This is a genomic window from Microbulbifer sp. ABE4_465 (assembly GCF_056160765.1).
Map to the genome: position 1 here is coordinate 229194 of NZ_JBSWXV010000004.1, position 21466 is coordinate 250659.

Consider the following 21466-nt stretch of genomic DNA (forward strand, 5'->3'; position numbering starts at 1 on the left):
GGGGGATATTTACTTATGTCACAGCGTCTGAACAACGATTTTCAGTTTATCGACGTGGGCCGAGTGGACCCCGCCAAGAAAGACATCATCACGCGCACCAACCAGTTTGTGGAGATCTACCAGCCGTACACCGAGAAGCAGGTGGCCAGCCAGGCCCACCGCTGCCTGGATTGCGGTAACCCTTACTGCGAATGGAAGTGCCCGGTACACAACTACATCCCGAACTGGCTACGCCTGATCAGCGAGGGCAACATCATGGAAGCGGCGGAGTTGAGTCACCAGACCAACTCCCTGCCGGAAGTGTGTGGTCGCGTGTGCCCGCAGGATCGCCTGTGTGAAGGGGCCTGTACCCTGAACGACGGCTTTGGTGCGGTGACCATCGGCAACGCCGAGAAGTACATCACCGATACCGCCTTCGCCCTGGGCTGGCGTCCGGATCTGAGCGCGGTGAAGAAGACCGACAAGCGCGTCGCCGTGGTCGGTGCCGGCCCCGCGGGCCTCGCCTGTGCGGACGTGCTGGTGCGCAATGGCGTACAGCCTGTGGTATTCGACAAGTACCCGGAAATCGGCGGCCTGCTGACCTTCGGTATCCCGGAGTTCAAACTGGAAAAATCCGTGATGCAGCAGCGTCGCGCGATCTTTACCGAGATGGGCGTGGAGTTCTGTCTGGAAACCGAGATCGGCAAGGACATCACCTTCGATCAGCTGATGGCCGATTACGATGCGGTGTTCCTGGCGATGGGCACCTACAACTACATGAAGGGCGGTTTCCCCGGTGAGGATCTACCGGGCGTTTACGATGCGCTGCCGTTCCTGGTGGCCAATGTGAATCGCAATCTGGGCTTTGAGAAGAAGCCGGAAGATTTCATTTCGGTGGAAGACAAGCGCGTTGTGGTTCTGGGTGGTGGTGACACTGCGATGGACTGTAACCGTACTTCCATTCGTCAGGGGGCCAAGCGCGTGACCTGTGCTTACCGTCGTGACGAGGAGAACATGCCAGGTTCCCGCCGCGAGGTGGCGAATGCGAAGGAAGAGGGCGTTCGCTTCCTGTTCAATCGCCAGCCGGTAGAAATTGTCGGCGACGGCAAGGTGGAAGGCGTTAAGGTGGTAACCACCAAGCTGGGTGAGCCCGATGAAAACGGCCGCCGTCGCCCGGAAGTGGTCCCCGGATCCGAAGAAATCATCCCTGCAGATATTGTACTGGTGGCCTTTGGCTTCCGCCCGAGCCCTGCTGAGTGGTTCGGTGACCACAATATCGAAGTGGCCGACTGGGGTGGCGTTGTTGCGCCTGAGAAGCAGGAATACAAATTCCAGACTTCCAACGAAAAAGTCTTTGCCGGTGGCGATATGGTTCGCGGTTCTGACCTCGTTGTTACTGCTATCTGGGAAGGGCGTCAGGCTGCCGAGGGAATCCTCGATTTCCTCGAGGTTTAATACTGGATTTGTGGTCCCGATAGTTGGGTTTTGTGGCGGTGCTGCTACCGAGAAAGGTTTGCCAGACACGCCGTGAACCCATCCATGGGGGCTCTTCCGCGAGGTCCCTCTCGCGGAAGGTCTGGCAAACCTTTCTCGGTATCAGCACCTTCGATTCTGGCTGCAATGTTTAACCCGAGCCACGGACGGGTTTCTCCGTGGCTCCAAACGTCTCAATAGTCTGATGCGAAGGTTTTGATACCGGGTGCACCTACGCGGGACCGTCTGCGGCCAGGACGGCCGCAGCCGAGCCCCCAGGGATGGGTTTACGGCGTGTCCCGCGTAGGTGCACCCGGTAGCAAAGCCGCCACTGGGCCACCCGAATAGGAACCACCAAGCTCTAATAGGGCAGCCCAATCACCCACATAAATCTGGAGTCAGGCGAGTCTCTGTCCTAAAAGAGGCCTCAAGAGTACAATGGCCGGCCATTTACCCAGCCCTTGTGATCATGTCTGATACCCAGTTCGCCCCCCTCCAAAACGACCGTTTCCTCCGCGCCCTGCTGCGCCAGCCCGTCGACCGCACACCCATGTGGATGATGCGTCAGGCCGGCCGCTACCTGCCCGAATACCGCGCTACCCGTGCCAAGGCCGGCACCTTTATGGACCTGTGCCGCAACACAGAACTGGCCTGTGAAGTGACCCTGCAGCCGCTGGAGCGCTATCCCCTGGATGCCGCGATCCTGTTCTCCGACATCCTCACCATCCCCGACGCCATGGGCCTCGGACTGTATTTTGAGGAGGGCGAAGGCCCCAAATTCAAGAAGCCCGTGCGCACCAGTGCCGATATCGCCACGCTGGAAGTGGTGAACACAGCCAAGGACCTCAGTTACGTTACCGACGCAGTCACCACCATCCGCCGTGAACTGAACGGCCGCGTGCCGCTGATCGGCTTCTCCGGCAGCCCCTGGACGCTGGCCACCTACATGATCGAAGGCGGTTCCAGCCGGGATTTCGCCCGCGCCAAAGAGATGCTCTACAACCGCCCGCAGGATATGCACCAGCTGTTGAGCGTGCTGGCGGACTCGGTGATTAATTACCTGAACGCGCAGATCCGTGCCGGTGCTCAGGCGGTGCAGATCTTCGATACCTGGGGAGGGGCGTTGAGCCATAGTGCTTACAAAGAATTCTCGCTGGATTACATGGCCCGCATCGTGCAGGGACTGATCAAGGAGCAGGATGGCCGTCAGGTGCCGGTGATTATGTTTACCAAAGGCGGAGGGCAGTGGCTGGAGGCGATGGCGGATACCGGTGCGACGGCACTGGGGCTGGACTGGACCACCGACATCAACAAGGCCCGCGCCCGGGTGGGTGACAAGGTTGCGCTGCAGGGCAATATGGACCCTTCCATTCTGCTGGCGAGCCCTGAGCGGATTCGCGAAGAGGTAAAGGCGATTCTTTCCGCTTATGGCAAAGGCAGCGGGCATATTTTCAACCTTGGGCATGGCGTTACCCCTAAGGTCGACCCGGCCCATGCCGGTGCCATGTTTGATGCGGTGGTAGAGTACTCCGGGCAATACCACGGCGAATAAATACGGTGCTAGGAGGGGCAATCGGACCGCTTCTGGATCCCGGGTGTTGATTTGCGCGTCAATCTGGAAGCTTGTCTGGCGAAAGGTTCCCCGCGGGCTGGTGTTTGGGTGCTAATCCGTGATATTCATCACAATTAAAGTGTCTACTAGAAAGTAGACTTGTGTGACAATTCACTCCGCATTGGCTCTCCCACGGCGGGGTACTGTCTGTGTCAGACAAATTTAATTTGTCGCGCTATTCAGCACGCACAGGCCCGGCTGTGAAGAATATTTAAAACAAAACTCAAACGGTTAACTCGGCACTCATCTAGTGGCAATCCAACAAGCGAAGGTATTCGTTGAAGACCTGCAGCGAGGCATGTTTGTGTCTCGCCTGGATCGCCCGTGGACGCGGACTCCATTTGCCCTGCAAGGCTTCTATATTCGGGACCTGGAAGAAATCCGACAGCTGCAGAAGTACTGCCGCTACGTGTATGTGGATGTGGTCAAAACCGTGGGTGATGTTGGCGTAAAACTGCGCAAAATCACCCGCGCCGCCGCTGAATCGACGGCAAAAGAATCTCCCGCAAAGGGCTCCCCGCGCCGCATTCCCGTCGCCATCAACTGCAAGCCCGTGCATGTTCGGCACAACAGCTATGCTGCCCCGGAGTCAGTGCGCAAAGAGGCGCCAAAGGCACGACAGCTGCACGCGCGTATTATCCAGGGCATGCATCAGGTAATGGTGCAGCTGAAGTCGAATCAGCCACTACCGACCGCTCAGGTCAATCACACCGTTTCGCAGATGGTCGATAGCGTGCTGCGCAGCCCGGATGCTTTCTCCTGGCTGGCACGGGTGCGGGAAAAAGATGAGCACACCTACAGCCACTCGGTTCGCGCCAGTGTATGGGCGGTGGTATTTGGCCGACATATTGGTTTGCGGCGGCAAGAGCTGGTGCAATTGGGTGTTGCCACGTTGCTGAAAGACGTAGGCAAGCTTTACCTGTCCGATCCTGTGTTAAAAGCCGAAAAACGCGACCCGCGTGCAGAGCTGGAATACCGAAAATTTGTCGATTACAGCGTAAAGTTGCTCTCGGCTGACCCGAATATCGATCGTAACGTGCTGACCATTGTGCAGTGTCACAAGGAGCAGTATGACGGTAGCGGCTATCCCAAAGGCTTGCGCGGTGGCCAGATTCCGGTGCTGGCGCGCATGTGTGGAATCGTGACCTTTTACGATGAGGCCACCAATCCCCGTGGTGCCGAATTCCCCGTGCCCCCCTCCAAGGCGGTGGCGCAACTCTACGACCTGCGCAATTCTGCGTTCCAGGAGCAGCTGGTGGTGGAATTTATCCAGTCTATTGGCCTGTATCCGACGGGCACTCAGGTCGAGCTTTCCACGGGAGAAATCGCTGTGGTGGTGGAGCAGAGCCACCAGCGCCGTCTGAAACCCAAGGTGATGCTGGTCACCGACGCGCAAAAAAAATTGCTCGCCAAGCCTCGCCTGTTCGATATGGCTGCGGATGACGATCGCAAGCAGGCATTGGTGAAGAAAGGCAAAAAGTCACTCGCCGAAGTCGGTCTCATCACCATCACCCAGGATATGGATCCGTGCCGCTACCCAGGAATTGATGTGGCCAAGGTGCGCGACCAGTATCTGTACGAACAGCGCCTGCCGGCATTCGTTGCCCGCTTCCTGCCGGCACGCCTGTCGAGCTGAGCCAGCTAATCTGTTTGTTGCTTTGCTGTCGGCGCAGCGGCAAGTGTCAGCAGGCTTGCCAGCAGCACGATAAGCGCAAGCGATAGCGCCACACCCATCACATCTACTCCCCGATCCAGCATCATTCCGATCAGCAGCGGCGAAGCTGCCGTTGAAAACACCATGCTCGCCTGAGAAATCGATCGAATTGCCCCCAGATGCGTGCTGCCATAGCGCTCCGGCCACAGTGCACTGCCCGCGGTACCTGTACCCGCCTGGGCAACACCAATCATTGCCAGGTAAACATATGGCACCCACGGCGCGTCACTAAATGCGAGCAGCACCAGCGCGGCAATCATTGGTGTCAGCGCAATGGGCAAGCTGCGCTGTGCGCCAATGCGGTCAACCAGACTGCCTGCGAAAAACAGCGCAAGTAGGTGCCCAGCCGCATAGCCCCCAAAGGCGCCAGCCAAAACCGAAAGTGACCAGCCCCGCTCATCGGCAATGGCACCCTGGTGAAACAGCACCGCGGTCACCACAAAAGGCGTCATCAGCGCGGCGGGAAGCAAGCAATAAAATCCGCGATCGCGAAGTACCTGCGCACGGGTGTAGTCGCCTTCATTTTCCGAAGTTGCCTGGGATGATTGCGGGCTATCCTCTCCGGCATTGCCGGCAAGCCAGAGCAGCAAAGGCAGGATCGCGAGCAGTAACAGTCCTGCAGACAACAGCCATACACTGCGCCAGCCACTGTGCTGGATAATCAGCGAGCCACTGGTGGGCAGTAGTGCCTCGGCGATGGGGAACCCCAGTGCGGCTAGTGCAATCACCTTGCCGCGATTGGCGGTGAAGTAGCGTCCCGCGGTTGTCATTCCCATATGGGTCATAAAGCCCTGGCCGGCGAAGCGCAGCAGGAAAAATCCCGGTAGCAGCATCCATGCGGATTGCGCGAATGCTAGTACCAGGCAGCCTCCACACAATAGTAAAACACCGAGCGCAGCCACTCGCTTGAGGGGCCAGCGATCCACCAGTGTGCCCGCTCCCAATAATACGAAGGCAGATAACAGAGTGGCGCCGCTGTAGCTTGCGCCGTACCAGCTGTTGCTCAGATTAAATTCTTCCCGCAGTGCACCGCCGAAAATCGCGATGAAAAATGTCTGGCCAAAGCCGGAAGCGGCGACGGCAAGCAGTGCGAAAAAGGCGAGTTTTGGGTTGGTGCGAATGAAGGCTGGTACTGCGGGCATAGTTTATTTGGCAGGTTGAGTGGGTCGCTCGATCAGGACTTGGTGGCGGCGCCGCTACCGGGTACTTGTTGGCGAGACACGCCGTGAACCCATCCCTGGGGGCTCTTCCGCGAGGTCCCTCTCGCGGAAGGTCTCGCCAACAAGTACCCGGTATCGCCACCTTCGCCCGAAATGACGGGCTTCGTAATGGCTTTCGAGAAATTCGAAAAAAGGATCTAAATCAGATCCCCAAAATGTTCGCCCATTTTCACCGGTGTTTCCGCAGCCAGTTCTTCCAGCCAATTTACCTTGTCGGCACCAAACAGCAGTACCACGGTAGAGCCGAGCTTGAAGCGACCCATTTCCTCGCCTTTTTTCAGCGCGATGGGTTTTTGCTCGTCGTAGCGGGTGGTGCGAATCTGACGCTTGATGGGTGCAACCTGTCCGGCCCATACGGTTTCGATAGCGGCAACAATCATGGCGCCCACAAGAATCATCGCCATGGGGCCAGCCGCGGTGTCGAAGATGCACACGAGGCGTTCGTTGCGGGCGAACAGGCGCGGGACATTTTCTGCAGTGGTGGTGTTTACCGAGAAGAGTTCGCCGGGGACGTAGATCATGCGCTGAAGAACGCCGTCTAACGGCATGTGCACGCGGTGGTAGTCTTTTGGTGACAGATAAACGGTTGCGAATTTACCGCCGGTAAATTGTGCGGCTACTTCGGGGTCGCCACCGACCAGTTCGAGCAGGCTGTAATCCTGGCCTTTGGCCTGGAAAATTCTGCCGTTGTGGATTTCGCCAAGCTGGCTAATGGCGCCATCGGCGCAGCCGGCAATGGTGCTTTCACCTTCGACGATGGGGCGGGCGCCTTCTTTTAGGGCGCGGGTGAAGAAGTCGTTGAAGCAGGTGTAGGCGGTGTAGTCCTCTTCGAGTGCTTCACTCATGTCGACTTTGTATTTTTCCACGAACCATTTGGTGAATGGATTTTTGATGCCGCCGATGCGGGTTTCCGCGAGCCATCCTGCTGCGCGCGAGAGCAGGTGCTGGGGAGTGATGTATTGCAGGAAGATAAATAGTTTCGGGTGCATGTAATTTCTGTGGTCCCGTTTATTTGGGTTTGGTGGCAGGCTCAACAGGAGCTCTGCTTGTCGTTTTGTGGCGACAAGGCACCGGGTATGGCTTTGTGAGACACGCCGTGAACCCATCCCTGGGGGCTCTGCAAAAACATCCTGTTTTTGAAGGCCTCACAAAGCCATACCCGGCACCTTGTCTTCGGTTGGTATTTCTCTACTTCGTTAGAAAGTATGAATCCGTCATTCCCGCGTAGGCGGGAATCCAGTGAACAATGGCACTGAATCAAATTTCAATCGGCGTATCCGGTAAATTTCCCCATTCACTCCAGGAGCCAGGATACGCCTTGATCGGGTACCCGAGGGATTTCCCAACCAGCCAGGTAAACGCCGAACGGTGGTGACTCTGGCAGTGGGTGGCGATTTCTTTTTCACCGTCGATACCAAGCGCCGCGAGAAATGCTTTCGCGTCGGTGCGGATACGCATGTCTCGTTGCGGATCCATTAGCTGCGTCCATTCGCAGTTGATCGCGCCGGGAATATGCCCCGCGCGCATGGCGACAGCACGCTCGCCAGTATATTCGGGGGGGGAGCGGGCGTCCCAGATCTGCAGGTCGTTTTGCTCTAGGCGCTGCTGGATTTGTTGCGCGTCGATCATTGGGGCATCGCTGGCTATTTGAACATCGATGCTGCTGGGGGTAACAGATACGTCTTCATTGGTAAGCGGCAGGCCCGCATTTTTCCAGGCAATCATGCCGCCGTTGAGGTAGCTGTATTTCTTGTGGCCAATCACTTCCAGGGTCCACAGCAATCGCCCGGCCCAGCCGCCGCCTTCGTCGTCGCAGGCGACCACATGGGTTTCAGGAGTGAGGCCGATGGCGCGCATGACTTCGGTGAGGCGCTCTACCGAGGGCAGTTTGCCCGGCGCGGGTGGGGTGCCGGCCATGAGGGCCTGGAAGGGGAGGCCGATGGCGCCGGGGATGTGGCCGTTGAGATAGTTGGCGGGCGCGCTTAGATCGATGACACGGATTTCTTCGTGTTCCAGCAGGGGTGCCAGTTGTTCCGGTTCGAGGATCAGGGGTACATCGCTCACGGAAGATTCCTTGTTAATGTAGCTTCTTTGTTCGGCCTGTCGTTTGGGCTTAATTGTGTTGGCTCAGTCGTTTTCCAGGCTGTTGCGCAGGTGCAGGTAGCTGTCCATACGGCGCTGGCTGATGTCGCCGCGTTCCAATGCTTCCTGAATGGCGCAGCCGGGTTCGCCTTGGTGGTTGCAGTCGCGGAAGCGGCAATGGCCGATAAACGGGCGGAATTCCACGTAGCCTTCCAGCAATTCCTGTTCGCTCATGTGCCAGATGCCGAACTCGCGGATGCCGGGGGAGTCTATCAGATCACCGCCACTGGGCAGATGAAACAGTTCCGCGGCGGTGGTGGTGTGGGTCCCTTTGCCGGTGGCTTCCGACAGCGCGCCGGTGCGGGCGTCGGTGCCCGGTAACAGGCCGTTGATCAGGGACGACTTGCCGACGCCCGACTGGCCGACAAAGACGCTGGTGCCCTGGGCGAGGGTTTCCAGTAATCCATCGAGGCCTTCACCGGTCTTTGTGGATAACTTGAGTACTGGGTAGCCTAGATCGGGGTAGGGTGCGAGCAGCTCTTCGAGCGCTGCGCGGTTGCTGTCGTCGATCAGGTCGATCTTGTTTAGCAGCAGCAGCGGCTGGATACCGGTGGTTTCTGCGGCCACCAGATAGCGGTCGATGGCGTTGGCGAAGGGTTCGGGATAGGGAGCGATGACGATCAGGATGCGGTCGATATTGGCGGCGACGGTTTTCATGTCGCCATAGCGGTCCGGGCGCTGCAGCTCGGAATGGCGCGGCATGCGCGCGCCGACAACACCGAGGCCACCGGTGGATTCGCCGGTGGCGGGGTTCCACGCGACCTTGTCACCGGTGACCAGGGTTTCGATATTGGCGCGTATATGGCAGCGCTGTCGCAGTGTACTGTCGGCATCGCTCTCTACCAGCACCTGGCTGCCGTAGTTGGCAATGACCAGCCCGGTCTGCTCCGGCCCCAGGTCGCCCTCTTCCGCGGCCTGGTCGAGATTTTCCTCCCGCTTGCGCGCGCGGGCTTCCCGCTCCTGCTGGATTTTGGCGATACGCCACTGCTGGCGGCGGTTGAGTTTGCGCTTGCTCATGAGGATTCGGGTTGTGGAAAGCGGCGGATTATAACTTGCATCGGTGGATGGTTGCGGTAACTTGCCCGCTATCCTCATGTTAACCAGTGGGTCACTGCCGTCTGCGGCTGTTAAGGAGACTATTGTGGATCAGAATAATCTGATCTGGATCGATCTGGAAATGACCGGCCTCGATCCCGAGAAGGAGCGCATCATTGAGATTGCGACGGTGGTGACGGATTCCCGCCTGAATGTGCTGGCGGAGGGGCCGGTGATGGCGATCCACCAGAGTGATGCGCTGCTGAATGCGATGGATGACTGGAACACCGAACAGCACGGTGGTTCTGGCCTGGTCGCCCGGGTGAAGGAGTCTCAGATCAGTGAGCATGAGGCGGAGCGGGAGACGATCGAGTTTCTCGGCCAGTGGGTGCCTGAGGGTGCCTCGCCCATGTGCGGCAATTCTATCGGTCAGGATCGCCGTTTCCTGGTGAAATATATGCCGCTGTTGGAGCGCTATTTTCACTACCGCAATCTGGATGTCAGCTCGGTCAAGGAGCTGGCTCGTCGTTGGCGGCCCGATGTGTTGGATGGGGTGAAGAAGACTTCATCACATCTGGCTTTGGATGATATTCACGATTCTATCAACGAGTTGAAGCACTATCGTGAGCACTTTTTTCGTATGAGTTGAGGTTTGGTGGTTTCTTGGCGCTCTGTTTTTACTTGGGTGGCGGCCGGGCACCGGGTGCGGGTTTTCGGGACCGCTGTGAACCCATCCCTGGGCGCTGCGGCGCAAACATCCTGTTTGCGACGCTCCCGAAAACCCGCCCCCGCCACCCGTCCTTCGCATTGAAATTTTTTACTTCGTAAGCGGCAGGTGGCTGGTTGCTAACGAAGTACCACACTTAAAATCGAAGATGGAGTGACGGGGATCTGTTTCCAAAAGCGTCGGCGACAGGGACGTCGCCGACGCAGCGTACAGGGATGTATTCACAGCGGTTTTGGAAACAGATACCCGGCGCTTCAGCGCCACAAAACTGGCAACAGAGCACCCTGAGCCACCGAGCCAAGAAGATACTAACAAGCCCGTTTAATCTTCCGTTTCCGCCGTCGCCCGCTGCGCAGCCGCTCCAAAGCCCACTCAATATGCTCTGCAACCAGCGGTGTTGTGGAATTTAACGCGTTCTCTAAAACTTCGAAAATCTCCGGCGCAGGATCGGCATTGCCAAGGGCAACCGCAAGGTTCCGTTGCCAGCGCTCAAACCCGATCCGTCGAATCGCAGAGCCCTCGGTTTTCTTCAGGAATTCTTCCTCGGACCAGCGGAATAGATCCGTCAAAGCACCACTGTCCAACCCGTGTCGGGGGTGGAAATCTTTTTCACTGGTGGGGGTGGCGAACTTGTTCCAGGGGCAGATGATCTGACAGTCGTCGCAGCCGAATACCCGGTTGCCCATGGCCTCGCGGAATTCTTCCGGGATGGCGCCCTTGTTTTCGATGGTCAGGTAGGAAATGCAGCGGCGGGCATCCAGGGTGTAGGCATCGACAAAGGCATCGGTGGGGCAGACCTTCAGACAGGCGGTGCACTCGCCGCATTGATTGGGCTCTTCGCTTACATCCACCGGCAGCGGCAGGTTGGTGTAGATCTCGCCGAGGAAAAACCAGCTGCCTGCCTGGCTGTTGATCACCATGCAGTTCTTGCCGATCCAGCCCAGTCCCGCCTTTTCCGCCAGGGCCCGCTCCATCACCGGAGCACTGTCGGTAAATGCCCGGCCGCGGGAGGCGATGCCGCGCTCCTCGCAGTAGCGGTCAATCTGCTGCGCCAGTTGCGCGAGCCGCTTGCGGATCAGTTTGTGGTAATCGCGGCCGTTGGCGTAGCGGGAGACGTACGCCTTGCTGGCGTCTTTCAGAATCCGTACTGGCTGGGTATCCGGTGGTAAGTAGTCCAGGCGCACGCTGATTACCCGAATGGTGCCTTCTTCCAGCAGTTCCGGTCGCCAGCGCTTTTCCCCGTGGGCGCCCATCCATTCCATATCCCCCTGGTAACCCGCATCCAGCCACGCCTGCAGGCGCTCGCCGTGCCGGGTCAGTTCGCAGTCGGTGATCCCCACCTGCTGAAAACCCAGCTCCTGCCCCCACTGGCGAATCTGCGCGGCGAGATCGGCCATGGTCTCCGGGGAGGGCTCTGGGATGTAGGGAAAGGCGGAATTGGTCATTCAGTGCTGCTTGTGCCGGAGTGATCCTGAAATTGGCGGTGGCCGCGTGCGGCGGTTCCGGGGTTGAGGCGGTATAATTGCCGGTATTTTGCCACAGTTTAAAAATTGACCACAGTCGGAAGCAGTACGGATTTTATGGATAGCCAAAACCCAATGACCGCGGAAGGTGCTCGCGCGCAGAAGCCCTCGCAGAAGTTAGCGCAGAAACTCTACAGCGCCGAGGCCGTGCGCCAGCTGGATCAGCTGGTCATCAGCCAGCAGCAGATCCCCGCCATCGCGTTGATGAAACGCGCCGGTCGCGCGGCTTTCGACTGCCTGCGCGGCCGCTGGCCTGAGGTGAGTGGGATCCAGGTGTTCTGCGGCGGTGGCAACAATGGTGGCGACGGCTATGTGATCGCGGGGCTGGCCGCCCAGCGTCAGATCCCGGTGACGGTGTTTGTGGGTGTGCCCGCGGACAAGCTCAAGGGCGAGGCACTGGAAGCCTACGGATTTGCCGAGCGCGAGGGAGCCGCGCTGGTAACAAGCCTGGGTGCAATGCCCGCAGTGGAAAAGAACACCGTGCTGGTGGATGCCTTGCTGGGTACCGGTTTCAGTGGTGCGCTGCGCGCGCCCATGGATGTGGCGATTGCACATATCAACAACGCCGACGCGCCGGTGCTGGCCGTAGACCTGCCATCCGGGCTGAATGCGGACAGCGGATTTGTCGAGGAGAGTGGAAGCGCGGTGCGCGCCGATGCCACCGTCACCTTTATCGCCCGCAAGGCAGGATTGTTCCTCGGGCGCGGCCCGGCGCTCACCGGCGAGGTGATTTTTGAAGATCTGGGCGCAGCTGCGGAGATTTATCCACAGGTACCGGCGCTGCTGACCCGCCATACCGGTGAGAGCCTCGAGCGACTGCCCGCCCGCGCGGTAGACAGTTACAAGAACCAGTTCGGTCATGTGATGATCGTCGGCGGCGACCACGGCTTTGGCGGCGCGGCGATGATGGCCGCAGAGGCAGCGGCGCGCTGTGGCAGCGGCCTGATCTCTCTGGCGACGCGCCCGGAACACGTGATGGCATCGCTTACCCGCCGCCCGGAAGTGATGGCACACCCGGTGGTGTCCGGCCAGGAACTGGAGCCGCTGCTGGAAACCCCGGACGTGATCGCCGTGGGCCCGGGCCTCGGCCAGTCTCCGTGGAGTGAACAGCTGCTGGCCCGCGCCGGTCGCGCCAAAGCCTCACTGGTGCTGGATGCCGATGCGCTGAATATCCTTGCCGGTGGCCGCGTGCTCGCCGGTATCAAACGCGATGACTGGGTGCTGACCCCGCATATCGGCGAGGCCGCGCGCTTGTTGGGTATCTCCAATGCCGAGGTCCGCGCATACCCGGTAGCCGCCGCGCGCAATATTCAGGAGAAATTCAGCGGTGTGGTGATATTAAAAGGCGCAGGCACCGTAATCGCCCACGCCGATGGGGTGGATGTGATCAATACCGGCAACCCGGGTATGGCGTCCGGGGGTATGGGAGACCTGCTCACCGGAGTGATCGCCTCTTTGATTGGTCAGGGTATGGATCTGCCCGCAGCCGCGCGCCTGGGTGTCTGGTTGCACGGCGAAGCCGGCAACCGCGCCGCCGCCGATGGCCAGCGCGGATTGCTGGCCACAGACCTTTTGCCACATATTCGTGGGCTTGTGGATTAAGTCGGGTAGATAGAGGTCGAAGCAGTGAGCGAGCAGCCTGTGGAGAAAATGCTGTACCTTGCCGGCGAGGCGGCTACCGTCGCCGCCGGTGAGGCGCTGGGACAGGCGTGCCTGGATACCGGTATGGCCGATGGCCTGGTGTTTTTTCTTGGTGGCCAGCTGGGCGCTGGTAAAACCACCTTCAGCCGCGGCGTATTGCGCGCATTCGGCCACCGCGGTGCGGTAAAGAGCCCGACCTACACATTGGTGGAGCCCTACGAGTTTTCCACAGAGCGGGTTTACCACTTTGACCTGTATCGCCTGGGCGATGCGGAAGAGCTGGAGTACATGGGGGTGCGGGATTACTTCGGCCCCGGTAGCTTGAGCCTGGTGGAGTGGTCGGAGCGGGGCGCGGGTATATTGCCGGCGCCTGATCTGCAGATTGAAATTCAGCTGCAGGACACGGGCCGCGCGCTAAAATTGATAGCAGTCAGCGAAGCTGGCGCTGCGTTACTGGCCGGGGTCACTTTTCCCGAGAGCTGAAAGCTTTAAAGCCGTAATAAAGAAAAACCGAAAGCGCGCAGACGATTTTCAGGGCAATAATAATGATCGGAGCAGGGTTGCCGGTGGGACAGAAAACGTATTTATTTTTCCTCTCGTTGTTGGCAATGCTGGTCGCACTGCCGGTATCCAGTGCGGAAGTCGAAGGCGTGCGTCTGTGGCGCGCTCCGGATCACACCCGTCTGGTGTTTGACCTGGATGGGCCGGCGGAACACAAGCTGTTCACCCTGCAGAACCCGGATCGGGTCGTAATCGACGTGAGCGGTGCCAAGCTCTCCGCCGCCGTGGATAACCTGCCTCTGGCGGATACCCCCATTGCCGGCGTGCGCCACGCCACCAAAAACAAGCGCGACCTGCGCGTGGTGCTGGATCTCAAACAGCCGGTCAATCCCCGCAGCTTTGCCCTGCGCCGCCACGAGACCCTGCCGGACCGCCTGGTAATCGACCTGCACGACCGCGACAAGGTGGAAGAAAAAACCATTGAGCAGGTACAGGTCAGCGGCAAGAAAGACATTGTTATCGCTATCGATGCCGGTCACGGCGGCGAAGACCCCGGTGCCCTCGGTCCAGGTGGGCTGCGGGAAAAAGACGTGGTACTGGCAATCTCCAAATACCTGCAGAAATCCATCGACGGCAAGCCGGGCTTTTCTGCCAAGCTCGTGCGTACCGGCGACTACTACATTCCTCTGCGCGAACGGGTGAAGAAGGGCCGCCAACTGCGAGCAGACCTGTTTGTTTCGATTCACGCGGATGCCTTCACCCGTAAAGATGCCCGCGGTGCGGGTGTGTACGCGGTTTCTTCCCGCGGTGCCACCAGTGAAACCGCACGTTTTCTCGCTCAGCGGGAGAACGAGTCGGATCTGATTGGTGGTGCGGGGGATCTGAGCCTGAGTGATAAGGACGATACCCTGGCGGGGGTGCTGCTGGATCTGGCGATGACGGCGACCATGAATGCGAGCCTGGATATCGGCACCAGTGTGTTGAGCTCCCTGGGCAGTTTTACCCATCTGCACAAGAAGAAGGTGGAGCAGGCGAACTTCTCGGTGCTGCGCAATCCGGATGTGCCGTCGATTCTGGTGGAGACCGGTTTTATCACCAACCCTCAGGAGGCTCGCCGTTTGCGCGACCCGATGTTCCAGCGGCGCATGGCGGAAAAGCTCAGCGAGGGCATCGTCGCCCATTTTACTTCCCGCCCTCCGGCGGGCAGCTGGCTTGCGGCCAATGCTGACCGCATAGACCGCAAGCATACGATTTCCCGAGGTGATACCCTGTCGGGCATTGCGGCTCGCTACAACATTTCTGTTGCGGACCTGAAAAAGGCCAATGGGATGCGGACTTCCATGATTCGGGTGGGGCAGACATTGACTATTCCTTCGGGTTGAGCACCGTGGTCCCGGCCTGCAGTAGCTTGGCTTTAAAGGTCCTCCGGAGGCGCCAAAACACTGGGGATGGGTTTTCAAAACCGCTGTGAATACGTCCATGTACGCTGCGTCGGCGACGTCCTTGTCGCCGACGCTTTTGAAAACCCATCCCCAGCATTTTGGCTTCGTATATGCCCCGCAGGTAGCTTCATCCTTCCGCTAACGAAGTAGTGAGATTCGAATTTAAGCGGGAGTGCTGGGGTGTTGTTTTTGGAAACGTCGCAAACAGGATGTTTGCGCCGCAGCGCCCAGGGATGGATTCACAGGGGGGCGCCTAGCTCGGTTCCAAAAACTTATACCCGGTGCTCTGGCGCCACGGCCTATTTTAGAACTCCGACCTGAGTGGCAGCGGGGTTAGACAAAACACCAAGATCCAATGCCAGAAAATATCCAATTACTCTCCCCTCGACTTGCCAACCAGATCGCCGCCGGTGAGGTGGTGGAGCGCCCCGCATCGGTGATTAAAGAGCTGCTGGAAAACAGCCTCGACGCCGGTGCCACCCGCCTGGAAGTGGATCTGGATGCGGGAGGCACCAAGCGCATCATGGTGCGGGACAACGGCAAGGGGATTGAGAAAGACGACCTGCATCTGGCCCTGGCCCGCCACGCCACCTCGAAAATCCACGCACTGGAAGACCTCGAAGCCGTCGCCACACTGGGGTTCCGTGGCGAAGCGCTCGCCAGTATCTCCTCCGTCGCCCGGCTCACCATGACCAGCAGCCGCGACGAAACCGGCAAAGGCTGGGTTGTGTCCGCAGAGGGGCGCGAGATGGAAACCCAGCTGGCGCCAGCAGCCCACCCCCGCGGCACCACCGTGGAAGTACGGGATCTGTTTTTTAACACCCCCGCACGCCGCAAATTTTTGCGTACCGAAAAAACCGAATTCAATCGCGTCGACGAGACCATCAAACGCCTCGCACTCTCCCGCTTCGATGTCTCCATCAGCCTGCGCCACAACGGAAAGGGCGTGCACAACCTGCGCGGCGGGACCAGCCGTGCAGAAATGGAGCGGCGCGTTGCGCAGTTGTGTGGCCCGGCGTTTATGCAGAATGCGCTGCATATCGAAATGGAGCGCAGCGGCCTGCGCCTGTGGGGGTGGGTGGCGGAACCGGCGTTTTCGCGTTCCCAGGCCGACCTGCAGTTTTTCTATGTGAACGGACGCGCGATTCGCGACCGGGTGGTGAGCCATGCGGTGCGCCGGGCGTTTGCCGACGTGCTGTATCACGGTCGCCATCCGGCGTTTGTGTTGTACCTGGAACTGGACCCTGCCTCGGTGGACGTGAACGTCCACCCCACCAAGCACGAGGTGCGCTTCCGCGATAGCCGCCTGGTGCACGACTTCCTGTTCGGCTCCCTGCACCGGGCGCTGGCGGATGTGCGCCCGGGCGCTCGTGAAGAGGGCGAGGAGCAGATTGCGTCGCCACAGGTTTCCGGCGTGGCCGCGGGAGAATTTTCCGGGCAGGAGCGGATGCCGCTGTCGTCGGCGCCATCCCAGCCCGCTCCGCAAGCTGGTGGGTTTACTGGTCAGGGGTACAGTCCGCAATCGTCACCCCAGCGTATCCAGCAACAGATGCAGGGTTACGGTGAACTGCACAAGCCGTTTGAGGGCGGCGTGCAGGAAGCACCGGTAGCCGCGCCAACCGCGGGCAGCTGGTCGCAACAGCTGCCTGCAGAGTCTGAAAGCGAAGCGCCACCACTCGGTTTCGCCATCGCCCAGCTCCATGGCATCTATATTCTGTCCCAGAACGAGCACGGTATGGTGGTGGTGGACATGCATGCGGCCCACGAGCGCATTGTCTACGAGCAGATGAAAACCGCCCACGCCGCCGGCGGTATTCAGGCGCAACCACTGCTGGTGCCGGTGAGTCTGGCGGTGAGCGAGCGCGAGGCGGACTGCTTTGAAGAACGTGAGGAAGTGTTCACTGCGCTGGGTTTTGTGCTGCAGCGCGCGGGCCCGGAAACCCTGATGGTGCGTCAGGTGCCCACCATGCTGCACGGTGCGCCGGTGGAACAGCTGGTGCGGGATGTACTCAGCGATCTGCTGGCGGAAGGCAGCAGCGACCGCATCGGCAACCAGATCAACGAGATTCTCTCTACCATGGCCTGTCATGGCTCCGTGCGCGCCAATCGTAAACTCACCATTCCGGAAATGAACGGCCTGTTGCGGGATATGGAGCGCACCGAGCGCAGCGGCCAATGTAATCACGGCCGCCCGACCTGGACTCAAATCAAGTTGGGAGATATGGACAAGTGGTTTCTGCGAGGTCAGTAAGTTGAACGCTTCGGCTGAAGGCCGCCCCCGCGCCATTTTTCTGATGGGCCCCACCGCCTCCGGCAAGACCGATCTGGCCATGGCGATCAGTGATCAGATGCCGGTGGAGCTGATCAGTGTGGACTCTGCGCTTGTGTACCGGGGGCTGGATATCGGTTCCGCCAAGCCCACGCCGGAAGAGTTGGCCCGATACCCTCATCGGCTGATCGATATCTGCGATCCCGCCGAGCGCTACTCTGCGGGTCGCTTTCGCAGCGACGCGCTGGCGGCGATGGAGGAAATCAGCGGGCGCGGAAAGATTCCGCTGCTGGTGGGGGGAACCATGTTGTATTTCAAGGCTCTATTGCAGGGCATGGCGGAGATGCCGGAGGCGGATCCGGCGTTTCGCGCGGAGATCGAAGCGCGCGCGCAGCGCGAGGGCTGGCCAGCGCTGCACGAGGAGCTGCGCAAGGTGGACCCCGCTCTGGCAGCCGAGTTACACCCGAATCACTCGGTGCGCATCGAACGCGCCCTTGAGGTGTATCACCTCAGCGGCAAGACCATGACCCAGCTGCGCGCGGAACAGGCACAGACCTCGCCGGTGGCGCACTTTGATGTGCAGCAGCTAGCCATCGTGCCGGAGGATCGCAGTATCCTGCATCGGCGCATCGCGGAGCGCTTCGAGCGGATGCTGGAAAACGGATTTCTCGACGAGGTGAAAGCGCTGCGGACCCGCGGCGATCTGCACAAGGATCTGCCGGCGATTCGCGCGGTGGGCTACCGTCAGGTATGGGAGTACCTGGACGGCGACACAAATTACGATGAAATGGTGGCGGCGGGTATCGCCGCCACTCGCCAGCTGGCCAAGCGTCAGCTCACCTGGCTGCGACGTTGGCCCGAGTTGAACCGGATTGGCGTTCAGGCCCCTGGCGGGAAAGTCCGCAAAATCGATGAAATGTTGCCTGAGGCCTTGAAATTTCTTGGTTGAGCAGCCATAACGTGAGTGGGCCGGTGTATCCGTCCCAATTCAGTCAGTTACTCACAGAGCCTCGATAACTTTTGGCTCTTTTTTATACGCCTCATTACCATGGCCGTTTCTTCAGTCCGCGGGATTCGCGGGCGCGATCGTGCGTCATCTGGCGACTTATCTTTTGGCAAGGAGAACAAAGATGTCAAAAGGGCACAGCTTACAAGACCCTTACCTGAACGTTTTGCGTAAAGAGCGTATCCCGGTTTCTATCTATCTGGTGAACGGCATCAAGCTGCAGGGCCAGATCGAATCTTTCGACCAGTTTGTCGTACTGTTGAAAAATACCGTAAGCCAGATGGTTTACAAACATGCAATTTCCACCGTTGTTCCCTCCCGCGCCGTGCGTGTGCCGCTGATGAATCCGGCAGGCCCGGGCGGTGAAGGTGGTGCCCCTGAGGGCGGTGAGCGCGACAGCTTCGGCGGCTAAATCGTCGTCTGCTGTGATGCAATGTTCTGCAGAGCGCCGCTGTCCGCGGCGTCGGCTACAGTGCCTGTCATCCCGCAAAATTGCGTAACGTTGTATTCAGCGCCCCGGCTCGCCCGGGGCGTCTGTTGTTCGGCGCCGGTACATTCATCAGTTTGTGCGGGCCCAACTATTGATCCCAAGAGAATAATCCTTGTTTTTTGATCGCCCGGAATCCGGAGAGCTGGCTGTGCTGGTACATCTGGAGCTTTCTGCCATCGACAGCCCCGACGACCCACGGGAGTTTGAAGAGCTGGCATTATCTGCCGGTGCCGACCCGGTGGCGTTTATTTTTGGCCAGCGCGCCACTCCCGACCCCAAAACCTTTGTCGGCCGCGGCAAACTCGAAGAGATCCGTGAGACCGTCACCAAGCACGACGCTGCGCTGGTGATCTTCGATCACACCCTGTCGCCCAGTCAGGAGCGCAATATCGAGCGCGAGCTCAAATGCCGCGTGCTCGACCGCACCGGCCTGATTCTGGATATCTTCGCCCAGCGCGCGCGAACTCACGAAGGTAAGCTGCAGGTGGAACTGGCGCAGTTGCGTCATATGTCCACTCGCCTGGTGCGCGGCTGGACCCACCTCGAACGGCAGAAGGGCGGTATCGGTCTGCGCGGCCCCGGTGAAACTCAGCTGGAAACCGACCGTCGATTACTGCGCGCACGCATTGACTCCATCGAAAAGCGCCTGGACAAGGTGCGCCGCCAGCGCGACCAGGGCCGTCGCGCGCGCTCCCGCGCGGAAGTGGCTACGGTCTCACTGGTGGGCTACACCAACGCCGGAAAATCCACCCTGTTCAATCGCATCACCGATGCAGATGTCTACGTGCAGGATCAGCTATTCGCGACCCTGGACCCGACCATGCGCCGGGTGGATCTGCCAAATGTCGGCGCAATGATTCTTGCCGACACCGTGGGGTTCGTGTCGCACTTGCCGCACAGGCTGGTCGAAGCCTTCCGCGCCACCCTGGAAGAGGCGGCCAATGCCACTCTGTTGCTCCACGTGGTGGACGCTGCCGCGGAGAATCGCCTGCATTTGATTGAAGAGGTTCAGACGGTACTCGAGGAAATTGGCGCGGCGGATTTGCCCCATCTGCTGGTGTACAACAAACTGGATCTACTGGCTGACGCGGAACCGCGTATCGATCGCGACGATCAGGGTGTGCCTCGTGCGGTTTGGCTATCGGCAGTCACCGGTGCCGGTTGCGATTTACTGGTAGAGGCCATTGCCGAGCGCCTCGGCGAACAGATGGTAAGTGGCGCCATTGTCATTCCCCCGCAGCACGCGCGCCTGCGCGCGCAGTTATTTGAGGGAAATGCGGTGCAGGGAGAAAACTACCGCGACAACGGCGACGTAGAATTGCAGGTGTTGCTGCCCCGCGCGGAGCTGCAGCGTTTGATGGCCCCCTTCCGCGAGGTGTCGAACCCGCCCCAGTGGCTGCCGGAAAAACCGGAAGACGAACCCAAGCCCGAAGACTGGGAAGTGGACTGAACGGATCCCACTGCTCGGCGCGACCTAGGCAATCAATGCTAGAATTTGCGTCAGCTAATGATTAATAAATTGCAGAGTTGGAGTTGATAAATGGCCTGGAACGAACCGGGTGGTAATAACAAGGACCCTTGGGGTGGCGGCAATCGCAACAACGATGGCCCGCCGGATCTGGATGAAGTGCTGCGCAAGATGCAGCAGAAGCTGAACGGCCTGTTCGGTGGCAAACCTTCCGAAGACGACGGCCGTCCCGGCGGCGGCGCCAGCTTCCCCTGGTCGCTGGTATTGATCGTACTCGCCGTGGTCTACGGCCTGTGGGGCTTTTACCAGGTAGACGCGAACGAATCCGCGGTGGTACTGCGTCTGGGTAAATACCACAGCACCGAGACCGCCGGTCTGCACTGGAACCCGCCGCTGATGGATAATGTCACCAAGGTGAATATGACCGAGGTGCGTACCGAGCGTACCACCGGCCAGATGCTGACCGAAGACGCCAGTATCGTGGACGTGGTGCTGCAGGTGCAGTGGCACATCGACGATGCCGAGTCCTTCGTACTGCGCGTGGCGGATCCGCTGAAAAGCCTTCAGGAAGCCACCGACAGCGCTCTGCGTCACGTGGTCGGTTCGCAAACCCTGAACGGCGTTATCTCGCAGAATCGTACCCAGGTGGCTGCCGACACCCAGGAGCGCCTGCAGGAATATCTCGATCTGTATCTGACCGGCATTCGCGTCGACGTGGTCAACCTCACCGACGCCAAGGCGCCGCGGGAAGTGCAGGACGCCTTTGATGACGTAGTGCGCGCCCGTGAAGACGAAGTGCGTCTGCAGAACGAAGCCCAGGCCTATTCCAACCAGGTGATTCCGGTAGCCCGCGGTCAGGCTCAGCGCATGATTGAAGAGGCGGAAGCCTACAAATCTCGTGTTGTGGAAAGCGCCCGCGGTGAGGCCTCGCGCTTTACCGCACTGCTGACCGAGTTCGAGCGTGCGCCGGAAGTAACACGCGAGCGTATGTACCTCGACGCGGTGCAGGACGTGATGAGCAACACCTCCAAGGTGATGGTGGATGTCGAGGGCGGCAACAACATGATGTATCTGCCACTGGATAAACTGGCCGAAGGCAGCGCTTCCAGCGCCAGCCAGCGCCCGCAGATTTCTCCGCAGGTAATCGACGAGATCTCCCAGCGGGTGATCAACCAGCTGCGTACCGAAGTGTCCAACAGCCGCCGCAGCCGTGAAGTGCGATAA

The 21466-nt window shown here is 59.6% G+C and carries 17 protein-coding genes; 12 read left to right on the forward strand and 5 right to left on the reverse strand.

What is annotated here, in order from left to right; genetic code table 11:
* Positions 1 to 15: 15 nt before the first annotated feature.
* From ACXAG1_RS09640 to ACXAG1_RS09650, 3 genes are all read left to right on the forward strand, one after another.
* Positions 16 to 1434: an FAD-dependent oxidoreductase gene (locus tag ACXAG1_RS09640; RefSeq protein ID WP_475091479.1), complete on the forward strand. Its 1419-nt coding sequence runs from the start codon at positions 16 to 18 to the stop codon at positions 1432 to 1434.
* Between the two features lie 487 nt (positions 1435 to 1921).
* The gene (hemE, locus tag ACXAG1_RS09645) at positions 1922 to 3004 is read left to right on the forward strand and encodes a uroporphyrinogen decarboxylase (protein ID WP_475119594.1); all 1083 of its coding nucleotides are present in this window, start codon (positions 1922 to 1924) and stop codon (positions 3002 to 3004) included.
* 310 nt (positions 3005 to 3314) lie between these two features.
* Positions 3315 to 4700, forward strand: a complete 1386-nt coding sequence (locus tag ACXAG1_RS09650) for an HD-GYP domain-containing protein (protein ID WP_475119595.1) — start codon at positions 3315 to 3317, stop codon at positions 4698 to 4700.
* Positions 4701 to 4705: 5 nt separating this feature from the next.
* Here ACXAG1_RS09650 and ACXAG1_RS09655 read toward each other — a convergent pair whose 3' ends face one another.
* The 4 genes from ACXAG1_RS09655 to rsgA form a co-directional block, all read right to left on the reverse strand.
* Positions 4706 to 5920: an MFS transporter gene (locus tag ACXAG1_RS09655; RefSeq protein ID WP_475119596.1), complete on the reverse strand. Its 1215-nt coding sequence runs from the start codon at positions 5918 to 5920 to the stop codon at positions 4706 to 4708.
* 215 nt (positions 5921 to 6135) lie between these two features.
* Positions 6136 to 6987 (reverse strand): archaetidylserine decarboxylase, encoded by an 852-nt coding sequence (gene asd / locus ACXAG1_RS09660; RefSeq protein WP_475119597.1) that lies wholly within the window; start codon positions 6985 to 6987, stop codon positions 6136 to 6138.
* A 268-nt stretch (positions 6988 to 7255) separates the two neighbouring features.
* On the reverse strand, positions 7256 to 8062 hold the full coding sequence (locus ACXAG1_RS09665) for a sulfurtransferase (RefSeq protein WP_475119598.1): 807 nt from the start codon (positions 8060 to 8062) through the stop codon (positions 7256 to 7258).
* 63 nt (positions 8063 to 8125) lie between these two features.
* Entirely contained in the window at positions 8126 to 9157 is a 1032-nt protein-coding gene (gene rsgA / locus ACXAG1_RS09670) for a small ribosomal subunit biogenesis GTPase RsgA (protein ID WP_475119599.1), read from the reverse strand.
* A 124-nt stretch (positions 9158 to 9281) separates the two neighbouring features.
* On the opposite strand from rsgA, the gene orn reads away from it, so the two are divergent.
* Positions 9282 to 9824, forward strand: coding sequence for an oligoribonuclease (gene orn / locus ACXAG1_RS09675; protein WP_475119600.1), 543 nt, complete (start codon positions 9282 to 9284; stop codon positions 9822 to 9824).
* A gap of 386 nt (positions 9825 to 10210) precedes the next feature.
* On the opposite strand, the gene queG is transcribed toward orn, so the two are convergent.
* Positions 10211 to 11347: a tRNA epoxyqueuosine(34) reductase QueG gene (queG, locus tag ACXAG1_RS09680; RefSeq protein WP_475119601.1), complete on the reverse strand. Its 1137-nt coding sequence runs from the start codon at positions 11345 to 11347 to the stop codon at positions 10211 to 10213.
* 135 nt (positions 11348 to 11482) lie between these two features.
* Between queG and ACXAG1_RS09685 the strand changes: the two genes are divergently transcribed.
* The 8 genes from ACXAG1_RS09685 (at position 11483) to hflK (ending at position 21466) form a co-directional block, all read left to right on the forward strand.
* Positions 11483 to 13027 (forward strand): NAD(P)H-hydrate dehydratase, encoded by a 1545-nt coding sequence (locus ACXAG1_RS09685; protein WP_475119602.1) that lies wholly within the window; start codon positions 11483 to 11485, stop codon positions 13025 to 13027.
* 48 nt (positions 13028 to 13075) lie between these two features.
* Positions 13076 to 13549 carry a tRNA (adenosine(37)-N6)-threonylcarbamoyltransferase complex ATPase subunit type 1 TsaE gene (gene tsaE, locus ACXAG1_RS09690; protein ID WP_475093912.1) on the forward strand — a complete coding sequence of 158 codons (474 nt, stop codon included), beginning with the start codon at positions 13076 to 13078 and terminating at the stop codon, positions 13547 to 13549.
* 62 nt (positions 13550 to 13611) lie between these two features.
* On the forward strand, positions 13612 to 14949 hold the full coding sequence (locus ACXAG1_RS09695) for an N-acetylmuramoyl-L-alanine amidase (RefSeq protein ID WP_475091489.1): 1338 nt from the start codon (positions 13612 to 13614) through the stop codon (positions 14947 to 14949).
* Between the two features lie 415 nt (positions 14950 to 15364).
* Positions 15365 to 17260, forward strand: coding sequence for a DNA mismatch repair endonuclease MutL (mutL, locus tag ACXAG1_RS09700; protein WP_475119603.1), 1896 nt, complete (start codon positions 15365 to 15367; stop codon positions 17258 to 17260).
* 43 nt (positions 17261 to 17303) lie between these two features.
* The gene (gene miaA / locus ACXAG1_RS09705) at positions 17304 to 18227 is read left to right on the forward strand and encodes a tRNA (adenosine(37)-N6)-dimethylallyltransferase MiaA (RefSeq protein WP_475093913.1); all 924 of its coding nucleotides are present in this window, start codon (positions 17304 to 17306) and stop codon (positions 18225 to 18227) included.
* 181 nt (positions 18228 to 18408) lie between these two features.
* On the forward strand, positions 18409 to 18696 hold the full coding sequence (gene hfq, locus ACXAG1_RS09710; protein WP_010132407.1) for an RNA chaperone Hfq: 288 nt from the start codon (positions 18409 to 18411) through the stop codon (positions 18694 to 18696).
* 190 nt (positions 18697 to 18886) lie between these two features.
* A complete protein-coding gene (gene hflX / locus ACXAG1_RS09715; RefSeq protein ID WP_475091491.1) occupies positions 18887 to 20224 on the forward strand; it encodes a ribosome rescue GTPase HflX in 1338 nt (445 codons plus the stop codon).
* Positions 20225 to 20314: 90 nt separating this feature from the next.
* Positions 20315 to 21466 (forward strand): FtsH protease activity modulator HflK, encoded by a 1152-nt coding sequence (hflK, locus tag ACXAG1_RS09720; RefSeq protein ID WP_475091492.1) that lies wholly within the window; start codon positions 20315 to 20317, stop codon positions 21464 to 21466.